The sequence below is a fragment of the Verrucomicrobiia bacterium genome, from assembly GCA_023953615.1.
Lineage (GTDB): Bacteria > Verrucomicrobiota > Verrucomicrobiia > Limisphaerales > JADLHS01 > JADLHS01.
In genome coordinates this window covers 1,736,820-1,753,511 of record JAMLJH010000001.1, presented here as the reverse complement: position 1 = coordinate 1,753,511, position 16,692 = coordinate 1,736,820, and the positions used below count along the sequence as shown (strand labels likewise).

The 16,692-nt window shown below is 58.1% G+C and carries 19 protein-coding genes and 1 pseudogene; 9 read left to right on the top strand and 11 right to left on the bottom strand.

Going from position 1 to position 16,692, the window contains the following annotated elements; translation table 11 throughout:
• Positions 1 to 8 precede the first annotated feature (8 nt).
• From M9920_07425 to tig, 11 genes are all read right to left on the bottom strand, one after another.
• On the bottom strand, positions 9 to 551 hold the full coding sequence (locus tag M9920_07425; GenBank protein ID MCO5052116.1) for a phosphopantothenoylcysteine decarboxylase: 543 nt from the start codon (positions 549 to 551) through the stop codon (positions 9 to 11).
• Between the two features lie 75 nt (positions 552 to 626).
• Positions 627 to 1,280 (bottom strand): guanylate kinase, encoded by a 654-nt coding sequence (gmk, locus tag M9920_07420; protein MCO5052115.1) that lies wholly within the window; start codon positions 1,278 to 1,280, stop codon positions 627 to 629.
• A gap of 11 nt (positions 1,281 to 1,291) precedes the next feature.
• Positions 1,292 to 2,173 (bottom strand): YicC family protein, encoded by an 882-nt coding sequence (locus tag M9920_07415; GenBank protein ID MCO5052114.1) that lies wholly within the window; start codon positions 2,171 to 2,173, stop codon positions 1,292 to 1,294.
• A gap of 120 nt (positions 2,174 to 2,293) precedes the next feature.
• The gene (locus tag M9920_07410) at positions 2,294 to 3,238 is read right to left on the bottom strand and encodes an aspartate carbamoyltransferase catalytic subunit (GenBank protein MCO5052113.1); all 945 of its coding nucleotides are present in this window, start codon (positions 3,236 to 3,238) and stop codon (positions 2,294 to 2,296) included.
• Positions 3,235 to 3,768 carry a bifunctional pyr operon transcriptional regulator/uracil phosphoribosyltransferase PyrR gene (gene pyrR / locus M9920_07405; GenBank protein MCO5052112.1) on the bottom strand — a complete coding sequence of 178 codons (534 nt, stop codon included), beginning with the start codon at positions 3,766 to 3,768 and terminating at the stop codon, positions 3,235 to 3,237. The genes M9920_07410 and pyrR overlap by 4 nt, the downstream gene beginning before the upstream one ends.
• 269 nt (positions 3,769 to 4,037) lie before the next feature.
• Entirely contained in the window at positions 4,038 to 4,274 is a 237-nt protein-coding gene (locus M9920_07400) for a DUF4032 domain-containing protein (GenBank protein ID MCO5052111.1), read from the bottom strand.
• Between the two features lie 130 nt (positions 4,275 to 4,404).
• On the bottom strand, positions 4,405 to 5,472 hold the full coding sequence (locus tag M9920_07395) for an Mrp/NBP35 family ATP-binding protein (protein ID MCO5052110.1): 1,068 nt from the start codon (positions 5,470 to 5,472) through the stop codon (positions 4,405 to 4,407).
• A 53-nt stretch (positions 5,473 to 5,525) separates the two neighbouring features.
• The gene (locus M9920_07390) at positions 5,526 to 6,629 is read right to left on the bottom strand and encodes a lactonase family protein (GenBank protein ID MCO5052109.1); all 1,104 of its coding nucleotides are present in this window, start codon (positions 6,627 to 6,629) and stop codon (positions 5,526 to 5,528) included.
• A gap of 206 nt (positions 6,630 to 6,835) precedes the next feature.
• Positions 6,836 to 7,603 (bottom strand): hypothetical protein, encoded by a 768-nt coding sequence (locus M9920_07385; GenBank protein ID MCO5052108.1) that lies wholly within the window; start codon positions 7,601 to 7,603, stop codon positions 6,836 to 6,838.
• Between the two features lie 122 nt (positions 7,604 to 7,725).
• Positions 7,726 to 8,190 (bottom strand): 6,7-dimethyl-8-ribityllumazine synthase, encoded by a 465-nt coding sequence (gene ribH, locus M9920_07380; GenBank protein MCO5052107.1) that lies wholly within the window; start codon positions 8,188 to 8,190, stop codon positions 7,726 to 7,728.
• Between the two features lie 7 nt (positions 8,191 to 8,197).
• Complete coding sequence (tig, locus tag M9920_07375; GenBank protein ID MCO5052106.1) at positions 8,198 to 9,508, bottom strand: trigger factor; 1,311 nt, start codon at positions 9,506 to 9,508, stop codon at positions 8,198 to 8,200.
• A 358-nt stretch (positions 9,509 to 9,866) separates the two neighbouring features.
• On the opposite strand from tig, the gene M9920_07370 reads away from it, so the two are divergent.
• The 9 genes and pseudogenes from M9920_07370 to M9920_07330 all read left to right on the top strand — a co-directional run bounded on the left by M9920_07370 (position 9,867) and on the right by M9920_07330 (position 16,598).
• Entirely contained in the window at positions 9,867 to 10,466 is a 600-nt protein-coding gene (locus M9920_07370; protein ID MCO5052105.1) for an NAD(P)H-dependent oxidoreductase, read from the top strand.
• Positions 10,467 to 10,681: 215 nt separating this feature from the next.
• Positions 10,682 to 10,771, top strand: a pseudogene (locus M9920_07365) (prepilin-type N-terminal cleavage/methylation domain-containing protein).
• A gap of 932 nt (positions 10,772 to 11,703) precedes the next feature.
• A complete protein-coding gene (mtnP, locus tag M9920_07360; GenBank protein MCO5052104.1) occupies positions 11,704 to 12,567 on the top strand; it encodes an S-methyl-5'-thioadenosine phosphorylase in 864 nt (287 codons plus the stop codon).
• A 36-nt stretch (positions 12,568 to 12,603) separates the two neighbouring features.
• A complete protein-coding gene (locus M9920_07355; protein ID MCO5052103.1) occupies positions 12,604 to 12,810 on the top strand; it encodes a 2-phospho-L-lactate guanylyltransferase in 207 nt (68 codons plus the stop codon).
• Positions 12,807 to 13,046 carry a type II toxin-antitoxin system HicA family toxin gene (locus M9920_07350; GenBank protein MCO5052102.1) on the top strand — a complete coding sequence of 80 codons (240 nt, stop codon included), beginning with the start codon at positions 12,807 to 12,809 and terminating at the stop codon, positions 13,044 to 13,046. Before M9920_07355 ends, M9920_07350 begins: the two co-directional genes overlap by 4 nt.
• A gap of 56 nt (positions 13,047 to 13,102) precedes the next feature.
• Complete coding sequence (locus M9920_07345) at positions 13,103 to 13,582, top strand: GreA/GreB family elongation factor (protein MCO5052101.1); 480 nt, start codon at positions 13,103 to 13,105, stop codon at positions 13,580 to 13,582.
• A 149-nt stretch (positions 13,583 to 13,731) separates the two neighbouring features.
• Entirely contained in the window at positions 13,732 to 14,115 is a 384-nt protein-coding gene (locus tag M9920_07340; protein ID MCO5052100.1) for a RidA family protein, read from the top strand.
• Positions 14,116 to 14,448: 333 nt separating this feature from the next.
• A complete protein-coding gene (gene rmuC, locus M9920_07335) occupies positions 14,449 to 15,813 on the top strand; it encodes a DNA recombination protein RmuC (GenBank protein ID MCO5052099.1) in 1,365 nt (454 codons plus the stop codon).
• Positions 15,810 to 16,598, top strand: a complete 789-nt coding sequence (locus M9920_07330) for a hypothetical protein (GenBank protein MCO5052098.1) — start codon at positions 15,810 to 15,812, stop codon at positions 16,596 to 16,598. Before rmuC ends, M9920_07330 begins: the two co-directional genes overlap by 4 nt.
• Positions 16,599 to 16,692: the final 94 nt, after the last annotated feature.

Here is a 16,692-nt window from a genome sequence, read left to right as displayed (position 1 = left end):
GATCGCGCTCAAGCGAGCCGCGCGTTGACGCGCTGCGCGATTTCCTCGACCGGCCACAGCCGACCAATGCCTTCATAACCACAAGACAACAGGCCCTCGGCTGGACCGATGAATTCCACGCCGCGCGCTTTTAAGCGACTGACGTTTTCCTGCGTGGCCGGGTGCAACCACATCTTGCCATTCATGGCGGGCGCAATCAGCACTTTCACCGCCGGCGGCAGCGCCAGGGCGATGCAGGTCAACGCATCGTCCGCCAGACCGTGAGCGAGCTTGGCGATCACATTCGCGGTCGCCGGCGCGAGCAGCAGCAAATCCGCTTCATCAGCCAGACGAATGTGCGTCGGGCGCCAGCCGTCTTCCTCGTCATAGAGACTGGTGATCACCGGATTGCGCGACAGCACCTGGAATGGCAGGGGCGTGATGAAACGCTGCGCATCCGCAGTCAACACCACATGGACGTGGTGTCCCGCTTTGGTCAACTGACTGGTCAGGTCGGCGGCCTTATGGGCGGCAATGGAGCCGGTGACTCCGAGGACAATCTGTTTGCTCATACTTATAATCCTGGTTGATTGGGCGGTTCCGCCATCTGCAATTTGCCCTCCCGCGCGCCGTCGGCAAATCCAGAATCAATTTGGCAATGAAAATTCCGGGGCGACGGATCGCGTCGAACGCATCTTTTCCGCCGCAATGATCGCCTGCATGTGGCGCAAATCCGTGGCTACGCTCTGGCTGACGATCAGGTAATCAAAATTTTTCCACTGGGCGATTTCCTGGCGTGCCACGCCCAGGCGCTTTTTAATGTCCGCGGCCGTATCCGTCCCGCGTTTTTTCAACCGGGTTTCGAGAACGGTCAAGGTGGCTGGCGTCAGAAAAACGGTGACGAGAGCGCGCTTCAATTCCACTTCCTCCTCGGCACACTTGCGCACGGCCGCCGCGCCTTGAACGTCAATGTTCAGCAACACGTCCTTGCCGGTGCGCAGTTTGCCCAGCACTTCAGCTTTCAAGGTGCCGTAGCTTTGTCCGTACACCGTGGCGTGTTCGAGAAAATTCCCGGCTTGCACCCGCTTGAGAAACGAAGTCGCATCAAGGAAGTAGTAATCTACACCGTCTTTTTCGCCCGGACGCGGTTCGCGCGTGGTGCAGGTGATCGCCCGCACCATGTCGGGTCGCGTGGCCAGCAGTTGGTTGCACAAGGTCGTCTTGCCCGCGCCGGAGGGCGCGGAAATCACCACGAGCAGTGGCACTGACGGTGAAGTGGGTTGTGGTTCCGCGCTGCTCACAATGCGTCTGATTATTCGATGTTCATGGCTTGCTCGCGAAACCGCTCCAGCTCAGCTTTCAAGATGACCACTTCGCGCGAGATTAAAGCATCATTGGCTTTCGCCCCCAACGTGTTGATTTCCCGATTCATTTCCTGCGCCAAAAAATCCAGCGTTCGCCCGACGGGCTCGGCGCCGGCAACGCAGGTCGTAAATTGCTGGAAATGACTTTGCAACCGGCTCAATTCCTCGGAGATATCCGAGCGATCCGCAAAAAATGCCACTTCTTTCAACAGCCGCTCATCATCGGTTTTGAGCAACGGCAAACCGGCGGCCTTGATGCGCTTGATGAGTTGCCGCCGATATCGCTCCGCCGCCCTGGGCGCTTGCGCTGTTACCCGGGCGACGCTTTTTTGCATCAGGTTGATGCGGGCGACCAGCTCTTTCGCGAGGTGCGCGCCTTCGCGCTGACGCATCTGCAGCAGTGCTTTCAGCGCGATCTGCAAGGCGCGCTTGACGGATGGCCAGAGGTCTTCATGTCCAACCAGTTCCTCATCGGTTTGAAACACGCCCGGCGCGCGAATGATTTGCTCCAACGTCACGCCGTGGGCCAGCTTGAGTTCCGCGGCCAGTTTATCGAGTTCTTGCGCGTACATTTTGGCCAGCGGAATGTTCAATCGCAGGCGGACCGACGAGCGGCCTTCAGCGGCATGAACTGACAGGCGTGCCACGACGCGACCGCGGGAGACGGCCGCCAAAATGGTTTCGCGGACGCGCGTCTCCAGCAACTCCAGTTCGCGCGGCAAATTGACCGAAACTTCGGCCTGCTTGCGGTTTACGGAACTGAGTTCGACAGTGACATTGAAGCCGTCGCGGGCGCATTCGCCGCGCCCATAGCCCGTCATGGACATCATGATGGCTTAGTATGAAAAAGGTTTGGTTTTCCCGCCATGAAATTCTACCGCCAGCGCAATTGGCAATGGCTGGAGTCCGATGAATGGCGCCAGTAACCACCCGCGCTACGGACGCCACGGTTAACTCGCCGCAAGCTCCTGCGGTCCCTGACCCCCGTTGATCAGGTAGAGCACCGCCATGCGCACGGCCAGTCCATTGGTGACCTGATCCAGCACCAACGAGCGTTTGCAATCCGCCAGTTCATTGTCAATTTCCACCCCGCGATTGATCGGTCCGGGGTGCATGATCAGCGCGTCAGGTTTGGTGCGCTCGAACCGCGCCCGGCTCAAGCCGAACAGGGCGGTATATTCGCCAATGCTCGGAAACATCGTCTTGCGCTGGCGCTCGTGTTGGATGCGCAACAGATGGATGATATCCGCTTCCTTCAAGGCTTCATCCACGTCATGCGTCACGCGGCAACCCATCGCCTCGAAGGTGCGCGGCACGAGCGTGGAGGGGCCGCACAACGTCACCTTGGCGCCCAGTTTGGTCAGCGCCCAAATGTTGGACCGCGCCACCCGGCTGAACAAAATATCGCCCAGAATAGTGACGTTCAGACCGGCAATCCTGCCCTTGTGTTCGCGAATGGTGAAGGCGTCCAGCAACGCTTGTGTGGGATGCGCATGCGCGCCGTCGCCGGCGTTAATAACGTGCGTGTTCAAAACCCGCGCCAGAAAGTGCGGCGCACCGGCGGCGCTGTGGCGAATGACGATGAAATCCGCGTTCAACGCCTCCAAGGTGCGCGCGGTATCTTTCAGCGTTTCGCCTTTGCGCAACGAAGAGGCTTCAGCGGTGAAATTAACGATGTCCGCGGAGAGCCGTTGTTCCGCCAGCTCGAAGCTGATGCGCGTGCGCGTGGACGGCTCGACGAACAGATTGACCACGGTTTTGCCGCGTAACGCGGGCACCTTTTTGATGGGGCGGGCGCCGATCGCTTTGAGCGCCGTGGCGGTGTCGAGCACGAGGTTCAAGTCCTCGACGTCGAGTGATTCGATATCAAGCAGATGTTTGCGATTCCAACTCATGAGCGCCGCAGAATAACCTCATCAGCCAGGTCCGGTGAACCAAAGCGCACCAGAACTTTCTCGTCGAGTGAGGTGGGTTGATTTTTGCCGACGAAATCCGCCTTGATGGGCAACTCCCGATGCCCGCGATCCACCAGCACGGCCAGTTGAATCCGTTGCGGGCGACCGAAATCGTTCAACGTGTCCATGGCCGCGCGGATGGTGCGGCCACTGAACAAAACGTCATCCACCAACACCACGGTTTTCCCCGCGATGTCAAAAGGGATGTCGGTGGGATAAATCTTCGGGGCCGGGCGCCGGTCCAGATCGTCCCGATGCAGACTGACGTCCAGCGTGCCCACGGGGATGGTCTGTTTGGTGATCTCGGATAAAAGCTGCCCCAGGCGTTTGGCCACCGCTATTCCGCCGCGTTGAATCCCGATCAACACAACCTCACTGGTGGTTTCGTTGCGCTCGACAATCTCGTGCGCCAGGCGCGTCAACGAGCGTTGGATGCCGGCGGCATTTAGAAGCAGATGCGACTCAGACATGGCTCAAACATCGGCTTTCCGCCGGGCCTGCGCCAGAGAAATTCCGGCGACCGAACTCCAGGGTGGGACTTTCAATCCAAAGGCCAGCGATGGGCCACCGCGCGAAGCCAGCCGCAAGTAATGCGGGCCATGGCGCGGTGGGACACTCCGCGGAGGCGCCAAGCCACGTTGATTCGCGCGCGGGCTGGGAAGGAAAGTTGGTTTGGTTCATTTGGCGCCTTGAGGTCCTCGCAGTGACCCCTTAAAGGAGCGGGTTGGATTGGGCTGGATTAACGAGGCGTGGCGGCGGTTGGGTTTTGTTGCATTTGACGCGCCTTGCGCCATTTGGAACGGTGCTTCACGATCCAATCCGTCAGCGCGCGTTCGAAGCCGATATCGTATCCAGCTTTCTCGGATTCGATCCATTTGTGCTTCAGGATTTCCTCGCGCTCCGCCTGGAACTCGCGATACAGCGAGGAGTTTTTCAACAGGTCGCTCGTGGTTGGTTCTTTCGAGTTGTCCGTCATACGCAAATCATTCGCACGATGGCTTTCGAGGGGACGTTACGTTGGAACGCACCCGTTGACAATCAGAAACTTATCGCGTTAACCGATGCCGCCTTGAGCGTAATGGCTGATGCGACGTCGTCTTAACCGATCATTTCAATTTGTTCCAAAGACTTTGGGCAATATGCAAAAACGCCGCGCCCGCCGGTTGGTCGGGAGCGGAAACCACCACGGGCACGCCCTTGTCGCCACCTTCACGAATTTCCGTAAAAATCGGCACCTCGCCAAGGAACGGGATGCCCAATCGCTCCGCCTCTTTCTGGCCGCCGCCGTGACCGAAAATCTCAATCCGCTCCCCGCCGGGCGCGGTGAAGTAACTCATGTTTTCCACGATTCCAAGCAGCGGCACATTCACTTTGGCAAACATACCAATGCCCTTGCGCACCACTCCCAACGAGGCTTCTTGTGGCGTGGTGACGATGACGCCGCCATCGAGCGGCACGGTCTGGCAAAGCGTGAGTTGCGCATCGCCGGTGCCCGGCGGTAAATCCACCAGCAAGACATCCAGTTCGCCCCATTCGGTCACGGTAATGAACTGTTGAATGGTGCGCTGAATCATCGGCCCACGCCAGATGACGGGCTGGTCGTCTTGAATCAAGAAACCCATGCTCATCAGCCGCACGCCGTGGCTGACCGGAGGAATCATCTTCTCGCTCTCACTCAAACCCGGACGCTCTTTCGTCCCCATCATCAGCGGGATGCTCGGCCCGTAAATATCGCAGTCCAATAACCCCACCTTGACGCCGAGATGGTGCAGACCGCACGCCAGGTTGGCGGAGGTGGTGGATTTGCCGACGCCGCCCTTGCCGCTGGCCACGGCGACAATGTGCTTGATGCCGGGAACGCGATTTTGATTCGCCCACGGCGTCGAGCCGTGGCCGGCACTCGAGGCCGCACTACCGCCTGAAGCGGCGCGTTGATTCACTTCCACGTGCGCCATCTCCACGCCGGGCATTTGCTGCAACGCCTTTTCACATTCGGTTTGAATCTGTTGAGCGGCTTCCGCGTTGTTGGAGGTCAGTTGCAGGGTGACCGCGATGTTGCCGCCATTGATGGCGATGTTTTTTACCAGCCCGAACGATACGATGTCGCGCGAATAGCCCGGATATTTGATGGTTTTGAGTGTGTTGAGAATCGTCTCCTGCGAAAGTGAGCTCATCGGGAGCGCAGTTTAGCATCCGCCATCGTGAACGCAAGTTTGCAAGCCGCGCGTCAGTTTTCCGCGGCCACAAAAACCGCGCAAATGGGCGCGGTGATCCTGACCGTCTGTACGCTGGATTTGATTTCGCCGCTTGGGGCATCCAGCGCAAAAACGATCACCGTGGCGGAGTCTTGATTTTCCGCGAGCAACCATTGGCCGGTCGGATCAATGGCGAAGTGCCGGGGCGTTTTGCCCTGGGTGGAAACCCGTTGCCGGGGCGTCAGTGCTCCCGTGGTGGGTTGGATGGCAAACCTCGCAATGTCGTTGGGGCCGCGATTCGAGACGTAGAGAAATTTCCCATTCGGATGCAGCGCAATGCCCGCACCGGAATCTTTTTCACTCTTCGGATAATCCGCCGCAACCGTGGATAACGTCTGTCGCACCGTCAGCGTTCCGGCAATGGCATCGTAATCCAACACCGTCACCGTTAATCCCATTTCGTTGATGGCATAAACCCAACGGCCATTCGGATGACAAACCAGATGGCGCACCCCGGCTCCGGGCGCGACGGATACTCCGGACGGCGTGTTGGCGGTCAGTTGCGCGCGCTCCGCTTCTAGGCGATAAACCGCAATCTGATCCAAGCCCAGATCGCAGGCGAGTACGAACCGATTACCCGGGTCCGCGGTGATGAAATGCGCGTGAGGTCCGGCTTGGCGATGCGGATTGACGCTGGCGCCATGATGCTGAATCGTCGTGCCCGCCGCCGCCAAACTTCCATCCGGTTGGATTGGAAAAGCGGCAAAGCTGCCCGAACCGTAATTGGCCACCAAAGCGCACCGACCTTGCGCCGCCACGGAAATGTGGCAGGGATAAGTGCCGCCGGATAATTGTTCGTTCAACAACGTTAGCGCACCAGTCTTGCGATTGAGGGCATAAGCCGCCAGCGCCCCCGCCGCTTGCCCCTGCGCGTCGCCCACTTCACTGACGGCGTAGAGAAATTTTTCCGAAGGATGCACTGCCAGATAACTGGGATTTTTGATTTTGGCCGCGAGCTTTGGCGGAGTTAATTGTCCCGTGGCTGGATCGAACCGCGCAACGTAGATGCCTTCACTTCCACCACCGGTGTACGTGCCAAAATACACCCATTGTTCCTGCGCTGAAACGGTCCCCATAAACAACCCGAGCCAAGCGGCAACCCAACTGAATTTCATGCCTTCAGAAAACATTGAAAACGCCGAATGGCAAGGAGAACCGGCGCGAGCGCTTCTTCGTCCACCACAACTCCGCCAGCGAAACGGCGAAAAAGGCTTCGCCAATTGGTCAGTTGCCGGAGCAAATTCGATCGGAGCCGCGCGATCACCATCGTGCCACGATGGCGTTAGGGATTCGACGCGGGCGCGTTCGTCAAGCTAGGAATGACCTTGACCGAGCCATCCGAACTGACTTCCACGTTCAGGTCGTAGCCGTTGGTGGCCGGCGTCGCGGGCGGATTGTGCATATTTTTTAACTGTTGCGCGCCCTTCTGTCCTTCGGTGGCAAACAAGCCTTTGCGGATCCACTCTAGCCGCCGTGCGATCGAGAGTTCTTCCTTGAGTTTGGAAACCTGCGCACGCAGCACGGCCAGATCATTGAACTGCCGCTCCAGCTCGGCCTTCTCCGCCATCAACCGCTTGAGTTCCTGTTCCAAAAAAGCTTTGTCTCCTTCAGACGCGTCCAGCTTGCGTTGCGTTTCCGCGATTTGCACCGTGAGATTGGTCAAGGCGGCGCTGAGATCAATCGCCTTCTCGTCCAGCTCACGATTCTGCGTTTCCAAGGCGGCAATTTTTTGATCGCGTTCCGCCACGGCGGTTTGGGTGGCCTTCAAGGTGGCTTCCACTTTACCCAGATTGCTCACCACTTCAGTGTAGCGATTGGTCAGTTGACTGTACTCGGACCGCGCGGCGCCCAGGTCGTTGGTCAGCATGAGATTCACCTGGCGTTGCTCCTCCAGATCCCGGCTGGTCCGCACCCATTGATTGGAATGATTCAAAATGGTGTCCACGTCCTTGATGTGCTGCTCTTCAGCCTGCTTTTTGTTCGAGAACAAAACAACCGCCAAGCCGATGCAGATGGCCAGCAAAACCACAATGCCAATCACACTTTTCATATCGAGGAGAGAATGCCCGCGCGGTTTAATTTTAGCAAGCGTGCAGGTAACTCATTCCCGCGCGGCTGTTTTCGTTGCCCGCACACGCCAATTCAGACGGGTTTCGGGAAATTTTATTCGGATTAAAGTTCCGCCAACACTCGCGCCATTTCCATGGCGGTGCGGGCGGCTTCAACCCCGCGGTTGCGTTGGGGATCGAGGCAACGTGCTTCGGCCTGTTGCCGATTTTCCAGGAGCAGAACTTCGTGGATCACCGGCAGTTGCTGGGTGATTTGAATTTGCATCAGCGCCTGGCTCACCGCTTCGCCAATGTGCTGCGCATGAGTGGTTTCACCCCGCAGAATGACTCCAAGACAGATGATGGCGGCCGGCCGGCGGCTCAACGCCGCCAGACGCGCGGCGACCACGGGAATTTCAAACGCCCCAGGCACCCGGATCACGCGCGGTTTTCCACCCGACTTTTTAAGTTCGCGCACGGCCGCGTTCAGCAGACCGTCCACGTAGCGCGGATTGTAACGTGAGGCCACGATGGCAAAGGTCCGACCGTCGCCGGTTGCCGCTGCCGCTTTGTTAACGCGCCGCAACATGCCGAACTTATGCCTTGGCGGGAACAGTTTCGATGGTGGCGTGCTGCTCTAAAAACTCCATGACCCTTTCGCTGGCAAGCTGATCGTAAATCTCAATCAAGCCGTTGCGCTTCTGCAGGTCCTGAACAAATTTGTCCGGCGGTATTTGATACATCGCGGCCAGCGTTTGCACGCGACGCGCCACTTCCTCCTGCGAAACCTTGATCGCTTCCTGCTCGGCGATTTTTTGCACGAGGAAGGCGAACTTCACCCGTTCTTTGGCGTTCTGGTTGGCGACGTTGTAAATCGCGTCTTTTTCCTTTTCAATCAGGTCGCGCGGCACTCCGCGCTGCGCGTTCTCCCGCACCAGATTGTAAACCACGTTGCGCGTTTCATTGGCGACCGCGCCCTCCGGCAGATCAAAGTTCACCTTGTCCAGCAGCGCCTTGACGAGCTGGCCGCGCACATCGCGCTGCAGCTTATGCTTCAACTCGTTCTCCAAATCCTTGCGCACGCCCTCGCGCAGCTTCTCGAGATTCTCCGCGTCATATAATTTGGCAAACGCGTCATCCAGCACGGGCAACGTCTTCTCGCGCACTTCCACCACTTCCACTTTGTAAATGCCTTTGTGTCCAACCAGTTCCTTGGTGCTGAAATCAGCCGGAAAATCCACCGTCACGGTGCGCTTATCGCCCGCCTTGGCCTCCAGCAATTGTTCACTGAAACCGGGCAGGAACGAACCCGCCTTCATCTCCACCCAAAAACCGGTTTGCTCGGTCAACCCCTTGGCGCTGGGCGCGATCGCCGTGAGCGGCTGACCGTCGCAGGTCGCCGTGTAATTCACCACCGCAATGTCGCCGCTGGCCAGCGCACGTTCCACTTTTACAAAATCCGCCCGCTGTTCCCGCAACAGGTCCAGAGCCTTCACCACATCCGCATCGGAAACTTCCTTCGCCTCCCGCTTGACCGGCAGGCCTTTGTATTCCGGCAGTTGAAATTCCGGCGGCGTTTCGATGGTGGCGGCGAACAACAAGCTTTGGCCGCGCCCGAATTGAATTTCCTCGATGTCGGGATAGCCCAGCACATCAATATTCTTTTCCTTGAGTGCGTCCCGGTACGCCTCGTTGATGAGCTTGCGTTTGACCTCGTCCTTGATCTCGGTTTCGTACTTGCGCACGACCATGGGGACGGGCGCCTTGCCGGGGCGAAAGCCGGGAAGTTGCGCTTCCTTTTGGAAGTTTTTCTCCATCGCGGCAAAGGCGGCGTCAACCGCCTGCACGTCCAACTCGATCCGCACGAGCTTTTTACAGGGAGCTAGATTTTCTACCGTAACATTCATAAAGTAGTTTGAATTCTCGCTGAGAACTGGAGAAAGCCGTGTGGATTTCTGCGATTCAACAGGTCGGAGAGGGTAGCAATTCGTAACCGACCGTCAAGAATCGCATTCAGGTCGAGACGAAGCAATCGCGCACCAGCGCCGGCACAGCGGTTAAACGCCATGACGGACTCGACCTGCGGACTTCGCTTAAAACGGCGCCGATGCGATCCGGCTTGATGTTTGGGACAAATCTGGCTTAGCTCCACGGGTGTAATGGCGCTCATCGGGATCGGAATCGGGTTCCAACCGGCAGCGCACAGTTGGCAAAGTCGGTGAACCATTCGAAATCACACAATTTTCGCGCAAGAACATGCCAGAAATGCCTGAACAAAAATTAAGGGTCATGGCTGTGGTGGGCAGCACGCACGCCACCTCGATCACCCGCGTCGTCGTTTCCTACGTCGCGGCGGAGTTGTACGAAAAAGGTTGCGAAGTGGACCTGCTCGATTTGAGCAAGGAGGCGTTGCCGCTCTTCAACGTCGAAACCGCCGACAAGCAACCGGGCTTCGCCGCCCTGAAAGCGCGCGTGGATGTGGCGGACGCGTACGTGCTGGGCACACCGGATTATCACGGGAGCATCAGCAGCGCGTTGAAAAACTTCCTCGATTATTTCTGGCGCGAATTCACCGGCAAGCTGTTCGCCACCATGGTGGCCTCGCCGGAAAAAGGCCTCACCGTCACCGACCATTTACGCACCGTGGCCCGGCAATGTTACGCCTGGACGCTGCCTTACGGGATTTCCTTCGCGGACCGGCAACACGTGGTAAATGGCCAGATCGTCAGCGACAGCTTCAAAACCCGGCTCGAAATGTTCATGCGCGACGTGCAAATCTACGGCGCGCTGTTGGCCCGGCAGCGGCGGACCGACTTGATGGGCCAGGACATCGGTTTCCTCTCGCGTTTGCGCAAGCCGTTGTAACCACCGGAGAAATGAACCGTTGCGGGTAGGCCGCGGCCAACCTGCCGTTAGACGTAATTTCTTAAAATTTGCGTCGCATCTAAGCCGGGTTTGGCTACATTTTTACATAATTATGTTTCGGGCATGACTTGACGTCCGAGCCAATCGCGCGGATTTTAGCAGGGAAGCTGGACACAGATTAAAAACGAGAAACCATGAATCGCTCCGTCAACCAACTGAATGTGCGCCGCCGGGCCTTCACGCTGATTGAATTGCTGGTGGTCATCGCGATCATCGCGATTCTTGCGGCTATGTTGCTGCCCGCGCTGGCCAAGGCCAAAGAGAAGGCGCAACGCATCAACTGTGTCAGTAACTTAAAACAGTTCACTTTAGCCTGGCATTTATACACCGACGATAATGCCGGCCGTCTGGTTTCCGCTTATCCCACTTATGGCGGCTTCACCGGTTCATGGTGTGGCGGGAACGCGGAAACGGGAGGGCTGCCAGGGGCCTATGTTTACGGTGGCTCCGACCCCACCGGGATTGAACGGGGACTGCTCTGGCCGTACATCAAATCGCTTCAACTTTATCATTGTCCGGCGGACCATCGCATTGCCAACGCGGCGGGAGTTCCGGCGGCGTATAAGAACAAGCCCATCTTGCGCAGCGTTTCCATGAACTCGTATTTGAACGGGAGAAACGCTGGCGTATCTCCAGCTTGGGTGGTGACTACTCCGAATGGCCCACAAAGTGTCCGCGCCCCGGTCTATCGCAAAGAGAGCGAGATTCGTAAGCCCACGCAAACGTGGGTAGTTCTGGACGAAGACCAAGCCAGTATCAACGACGCCATGTTCCTCGTGGATATGGGCAGTGCGTACTTTGCGGATTTGCCCTCCCGCAATCACGGCTTCGGCTACGGCATCAATTATGCCGATGGACACGCGGAAATTATTACGCTCAAGGATCCGGCCAGTCGCAACTGGACCCCGGGCGCTGCGGGCGGTCCAAACGATTATCGGGTGCTGACGAATGTGACCACGCATCCGCTGTAAAGCGCCTCTCTCTTTACCAACCCCGCGCTGCCGTCGGCGCGGGGTTTTTTGTTTCTCCAGCGGCGCACCAAACGACCAGCCAAAACCAATGATCGGAACATTTACCGTGTGTTGATTTCATCAGACGCACCAGGCTCCCGTGCGAACGAGCATGGTCCGGATGCTTTTTGCGTGTCTTTCAGATTTTGAGCAGTTAAATCATTCACATGGCGCAACCTCGGATTGGCATCATCGGCGGCAGCGGACTTTACGACCTCGAAGGTTTTACCCACCAGAAGTGGGTGCGGATAAAAACTCCGTTTGGGCCGCCCTCCGACGCTTTCCTCACCGGCCGTTTGGCGGGCCGTGAAGTGGTGTTTCTGCCGCGGCACGCGCGGGGTCACCGGATTCTGCCCAGTGAACTGAATCATCGCGCCAACATCTGGGCGCTGAAAAAACTCGGGGCCGCCTGGATCATCGGCGTCAGCGCCGTCGGTTCACTCCAACCCCAATACCGGCCGTGCGACGTGGTGTTGATTGACCAATTTCTCGATCGCACCAAGCGCTCTGCCGAACACACCTTCTTCGGGCGCGGCCTCGTCGGTCACGTGGCGTTTGCGGAGCCCATTTCCGCGGACTTGCGCAAACTATTGCTGTCCTCGGCTCGGAAGATCAAAGCCCGGGTTCACGACGGCGGCACTTACGTGAACATGGAAGGTCCGGCCTTCAGCACGCGCGCCGAATCCCTGACGAATCGCAAACTCGGCTACGACGTCATTGGCATGACCGCCCTGGGCGAAGCCAAGTGCGCGCGCGAAGCCGAGATCGCTTATGCCACGCTGGCGATGATCACCGATTACGATTGCTGGAAGGTGGACGAGGCGCATGTCACGGTGGAAATGGTCGTGGCCAACGTCGCCAAAAATGCCGCCACCGCCAAAGCCATCATCGCCCGAACCATTCCACAAATTCCGACTCAGCCAAACTGGTCCTGCCATACGGCTTTGCAGGGGGCCATCATGACGGAGCGCAAACTGTGGCCAAGACCAACCATCGCGGCGCTGAAACCGATTTTGGCGAAGTATTTGTGAACTTGTTTTGTGCGGTACTCCGACGATACTCCCAGCATGGAAATTGTCTTCAACATCACGCAGGAAGGCGATGGCGGTTATGTGGCCGAATGTCTGTCGCACGATATTTTCACCCAGGGCAACACTTGGGAGGAATTGCGCACCAACGTCCGGGAAGCGGTCGCCGCATTCTTTTTCGATCAACCCAAGCCCGCCACCGTGCGGTTGCATCTGGTGCGGGATGAACTTCTGGCCGTGGCATGAAACTGCCTCGCGACCTGAGCGGCGCTGATTTGATCAAGCTGCTCTGCAAACACCACGGTTATCAGCAGGTCAATCAAGAAGGCAGTCATGTCATTCTGCAAACGGAGTCGCCGCGTCACCATCGACTGTCAGTTCCCGACCACGCTCCGCTTCGCCTCGGCACGCTCAACGCCATCTTGCGCGCCGTGGCCGCAGCCAAAGGAATTTCCAAGGAAGAGGTTCTCCAGCCACGTTGATTTTCCCGCCGCGCGAATTGCAAAACAACCATGCTCACCGTCGTAAGAATTGTTCCATGAACAAACGCGCCCTGATCCAAAAAATTATCGCTCGTCTCACTGAGGAGCTGGGAATTTATTTTCGCGCCGCGCAAAATTCGCGCGCCGAGGCCACGCACGAGCAAAGCAAGGCCGACAACAAATACGACACGCGCGGATTGGAAGCTTCCTATCTGGCGCGCGGCCAGTCCAAGCAGGCGGCGGAACTGGAAACCGCCATTGCGGAATTTGAAAAGCTGGAGGCACGGAAGTTCGCGGCGGGTGAAGGCATCGGCATCGGGGCGCTGGTGGAACTGCAGGCCGACGGCGAAACGTCGTTTTATTTCATCGGCCCGCGCGCCGGGGGCACGGAAGTGACGCACGATAAAAAGGAGATTCTGGTCATCACCCCGCAATCGCCGTTGGGCGCGCAACTCATGGAAAAGAAACAGGGCGACAAACCGACGCTGGAAATCGCCGGGCGCAAACAGAAGGCGCAGGTCGTCTCCGTGTGGTGAAGCGGGTGAAGCCGCAGTTTCCAAATTCGCGTGGCGGCAGGCATCCGTGCCCGCCGCTACCATTCATCAAGACGCGCCCGCGTTTTCGGCTTCGTGCGGTTTAACCTTGCCTCAAGTTCACCGTAGCCGTTTCATTGCTTTCCGTAATTATGGCTACCAAACAAATCATCAAACCCACCAAGTCGCCGGCGGCCGTTGGTCCATACAACCACGCCGTGCGCGTCGGCGATCTGCTGTTCTGCGCGGGACAAATCCCGATTCGCCCCGCCGACGGCACCCTCGTGACCGGCGACATTCAGGCACAAACCGAACGCGTTTTGGAAAACGTAAAGGCCATTCTCGAAGATCAGGGGCTGACACTCGTCAACGTGGTAAAATCCACCGTGTTCATGACCAACTTGGCGGACTTCGCCGCGATGAATGAAGTCTATGCGAAGTATTTCACCCAGGATTTTCCCGCGCGCTCGACAGTGCAGGTGGCGGCTTTACCCAAGGGCGCGAACGTGGAAATCGAAGTGGTCGCGCACTTTTGAATTCTTGATTTACGAATTACGATTCACGCAGGCTTCGCGTTAAGCTCGTAAATCGGAAACCCGGAAGCGTAAACATGAGGAAGTCCGAGCGCGAAAAACTGGCGGATGATGAGAAGAGATTGTTTGGAAAATTGCGTTAAAATGAAGAAAGCAGGACATCTTTTCGTGGGACGTTCAATTTTCCGTCAGGTCTTGGACTGCGGCAGCCCTCTGCCGCTTTACGTCGCCAATCATGCGGGGGAAAAGCGGTGGAGGGCCACCGCACTCCAAGACGCTAACGCGCCCACCAAGCCTTTTGGCTTTCGCGCAACTCAAGACCAATTTAACTGACCCATGTCCCTCGGCGCACAACTCGCAATCGCCTTTCTCCTCGGCGGCGGTCTCGGCTGGCTGATCGGTTATCTCATGACGCGCGGCAAACCGCCGGTCGCTCCCACCAACGCCGCGCTGGAAAATGAATTGCGCCAGCAATTGCAGCAGCGCGAGGCCGAATTGACCTCGCTCCGCAGTGAAGTCGTCACCATCAAAACCACACTGGCGACGGCGCAGGCGAATCAGGCGAGCGCGGAAAAGTTGTTGGCCGAACAAAAAACGTTGCACGAACGCGCGTTGGCCGACGCCAAGGAAGCGCAGGCCAAGGCGCTGACGGATTTGCGCGAGGCGTTCAAGGCGTTGAGCGCCGATGCGTTGAAGCAAACGGCGCCGGAATTCCTGCGACTGGCCGAGCAGTCGTTCGGCAAATTTCAGGAAGCGGCCAAGGGCGATTTGGACAAGCGCCAGGAATCCATCAAGGTGTTGGTCGAGCCGCTCAAACAACAATTGGACACGTATCAAAAACGCTTGCAGCAGAGTGAAACCACGCAGGCCGCCACGTTGGGCGAGGTGAAGAAACAACTCGAATCACTCGCGCAATCCAGCCAATCACTCGCCGCCGAAACGGCGCAGTTTCGTTCCGTGCTGAAGTCGAACCAGGCGCGCGGGCGCTGGGGCGAAGAGACGTTGCGCCGCGTCGTGGAGGCCGCCGGCATGAGCGCGCACTGTGACTTCACGGAACAGACGCAGTCCGACGACAAGAAGCCGGACATGATCGTGAAGCTGCCCGGCGACCGGCTCATCATCGTGGACGCCAAAGTGCCGGAACTGGATTTCTTGAGTGCGTTGGAGGCGGCGGATACCGCCAAACGCGCCGAGGCCCTGGCCGCCCACGCGGCCAAACTCAAGGCGACCATCAAAGCGCTGGCCGAACGGGATTATCCACGGCAATTCCCCAACGCGTTGGATCACGTCGTGTTGTTTGTTCCAGCCGAATCGTTGTTCAGCGCCGCACTGGAGGGCGACCGCGATTTGATCGTGGAAGCCGCGCGCAAACACATTCTGCTGGCCACCCCGGCGTCGTTGATCGCGCTCTTACGTTCCGTCAGCGTAAGCTGGCAGCAACACGCGCAAACCGAGAACGCCCAGAAAATCGCCGTTGCCGCGCAGGAATTTTACGCGCGCGTGGTCACCTTCACCGATCACTTCGACTCCATCCGCGACGGGTTGGAAAAGGCCAATGCCGCTTACAATAAAGCCGCCGCGAGTTTCCAATCGCGGGTGCGACCAGCGGGCGAACGCCTCGCCGATTTGGGTGGCGCTCCGGCTCATAAAAATCTGGCCGCTGTGCCGTTGCTCGAAACGCAACCCCAACCGCCGCCGTGAAACTGCAGCGCGCCAGCTCCGTCCGGTGGCTTGCACTGACGCTCTTAATTTGCGCCAGCGCGGGGCAGGCAGCGGAACCGCGGGTCGCGCCGGTTATCGCGCAACTGGACCTGCTGACCACGAACCTGAGCGTCGAATTGACCGAGCAGTTGCGTACCAATGTCGTGGTTGGCAGCTACACCACGGTCTGGCGGCAGTTTGAAGATGTGAGCATTGCCGCGTTGCGAGAGATTTTGCTCCAACGCATTCCCGAATTGCAGCGAGAAAACTTTGATGCGGGTGACGCCGCGCCCGGCCAGGAAAAAAATCGTTTGGCCGATCTGGCCATTCACTGCGGCACGAACACGATTGAAATTTCCATCAAGGCCACCCGGAACACGCGCCAACCGGAAAATGATCTGGGCACGTTTCGCGATTACGAAAAACGCCGGCGGCAGTTTGCAGCGTCGTTCACACTTTGGGTGCGCTACACGGAGGCGGAGAGTGCATTTCGAGCCGAGCGCGTGTTCTTTGATCGCACCTGGCGCTTCGTCGGCAAATCGTCCCTGGTGGATGGGGTGAAATATCGCAAGAAAGACGGTAACCTGCGACCCAAACCGTGGGCGATGTTTGACTCCGGCACCGCCTTTTGGTCGGATGAAACTGAATTTGCCGCCGCAGTCCAACGCTCACAAAACTTTCGCGCCAACGCCCTCGTGCAGGAATATCTGCAGAATTTGACGGAGGAAGATCAACGTTTGCTACACGATCGCCTGCACGAAAAATTTACCGTGCCGCCACCGTAACCATCCTCAAACCAACCGTTACCGCGACGAAACCCGCGTCCAAATCCATCTGAATGGTTGATGAGGAGTCGAGGCAGCGCCGCCGCCCTCGCGG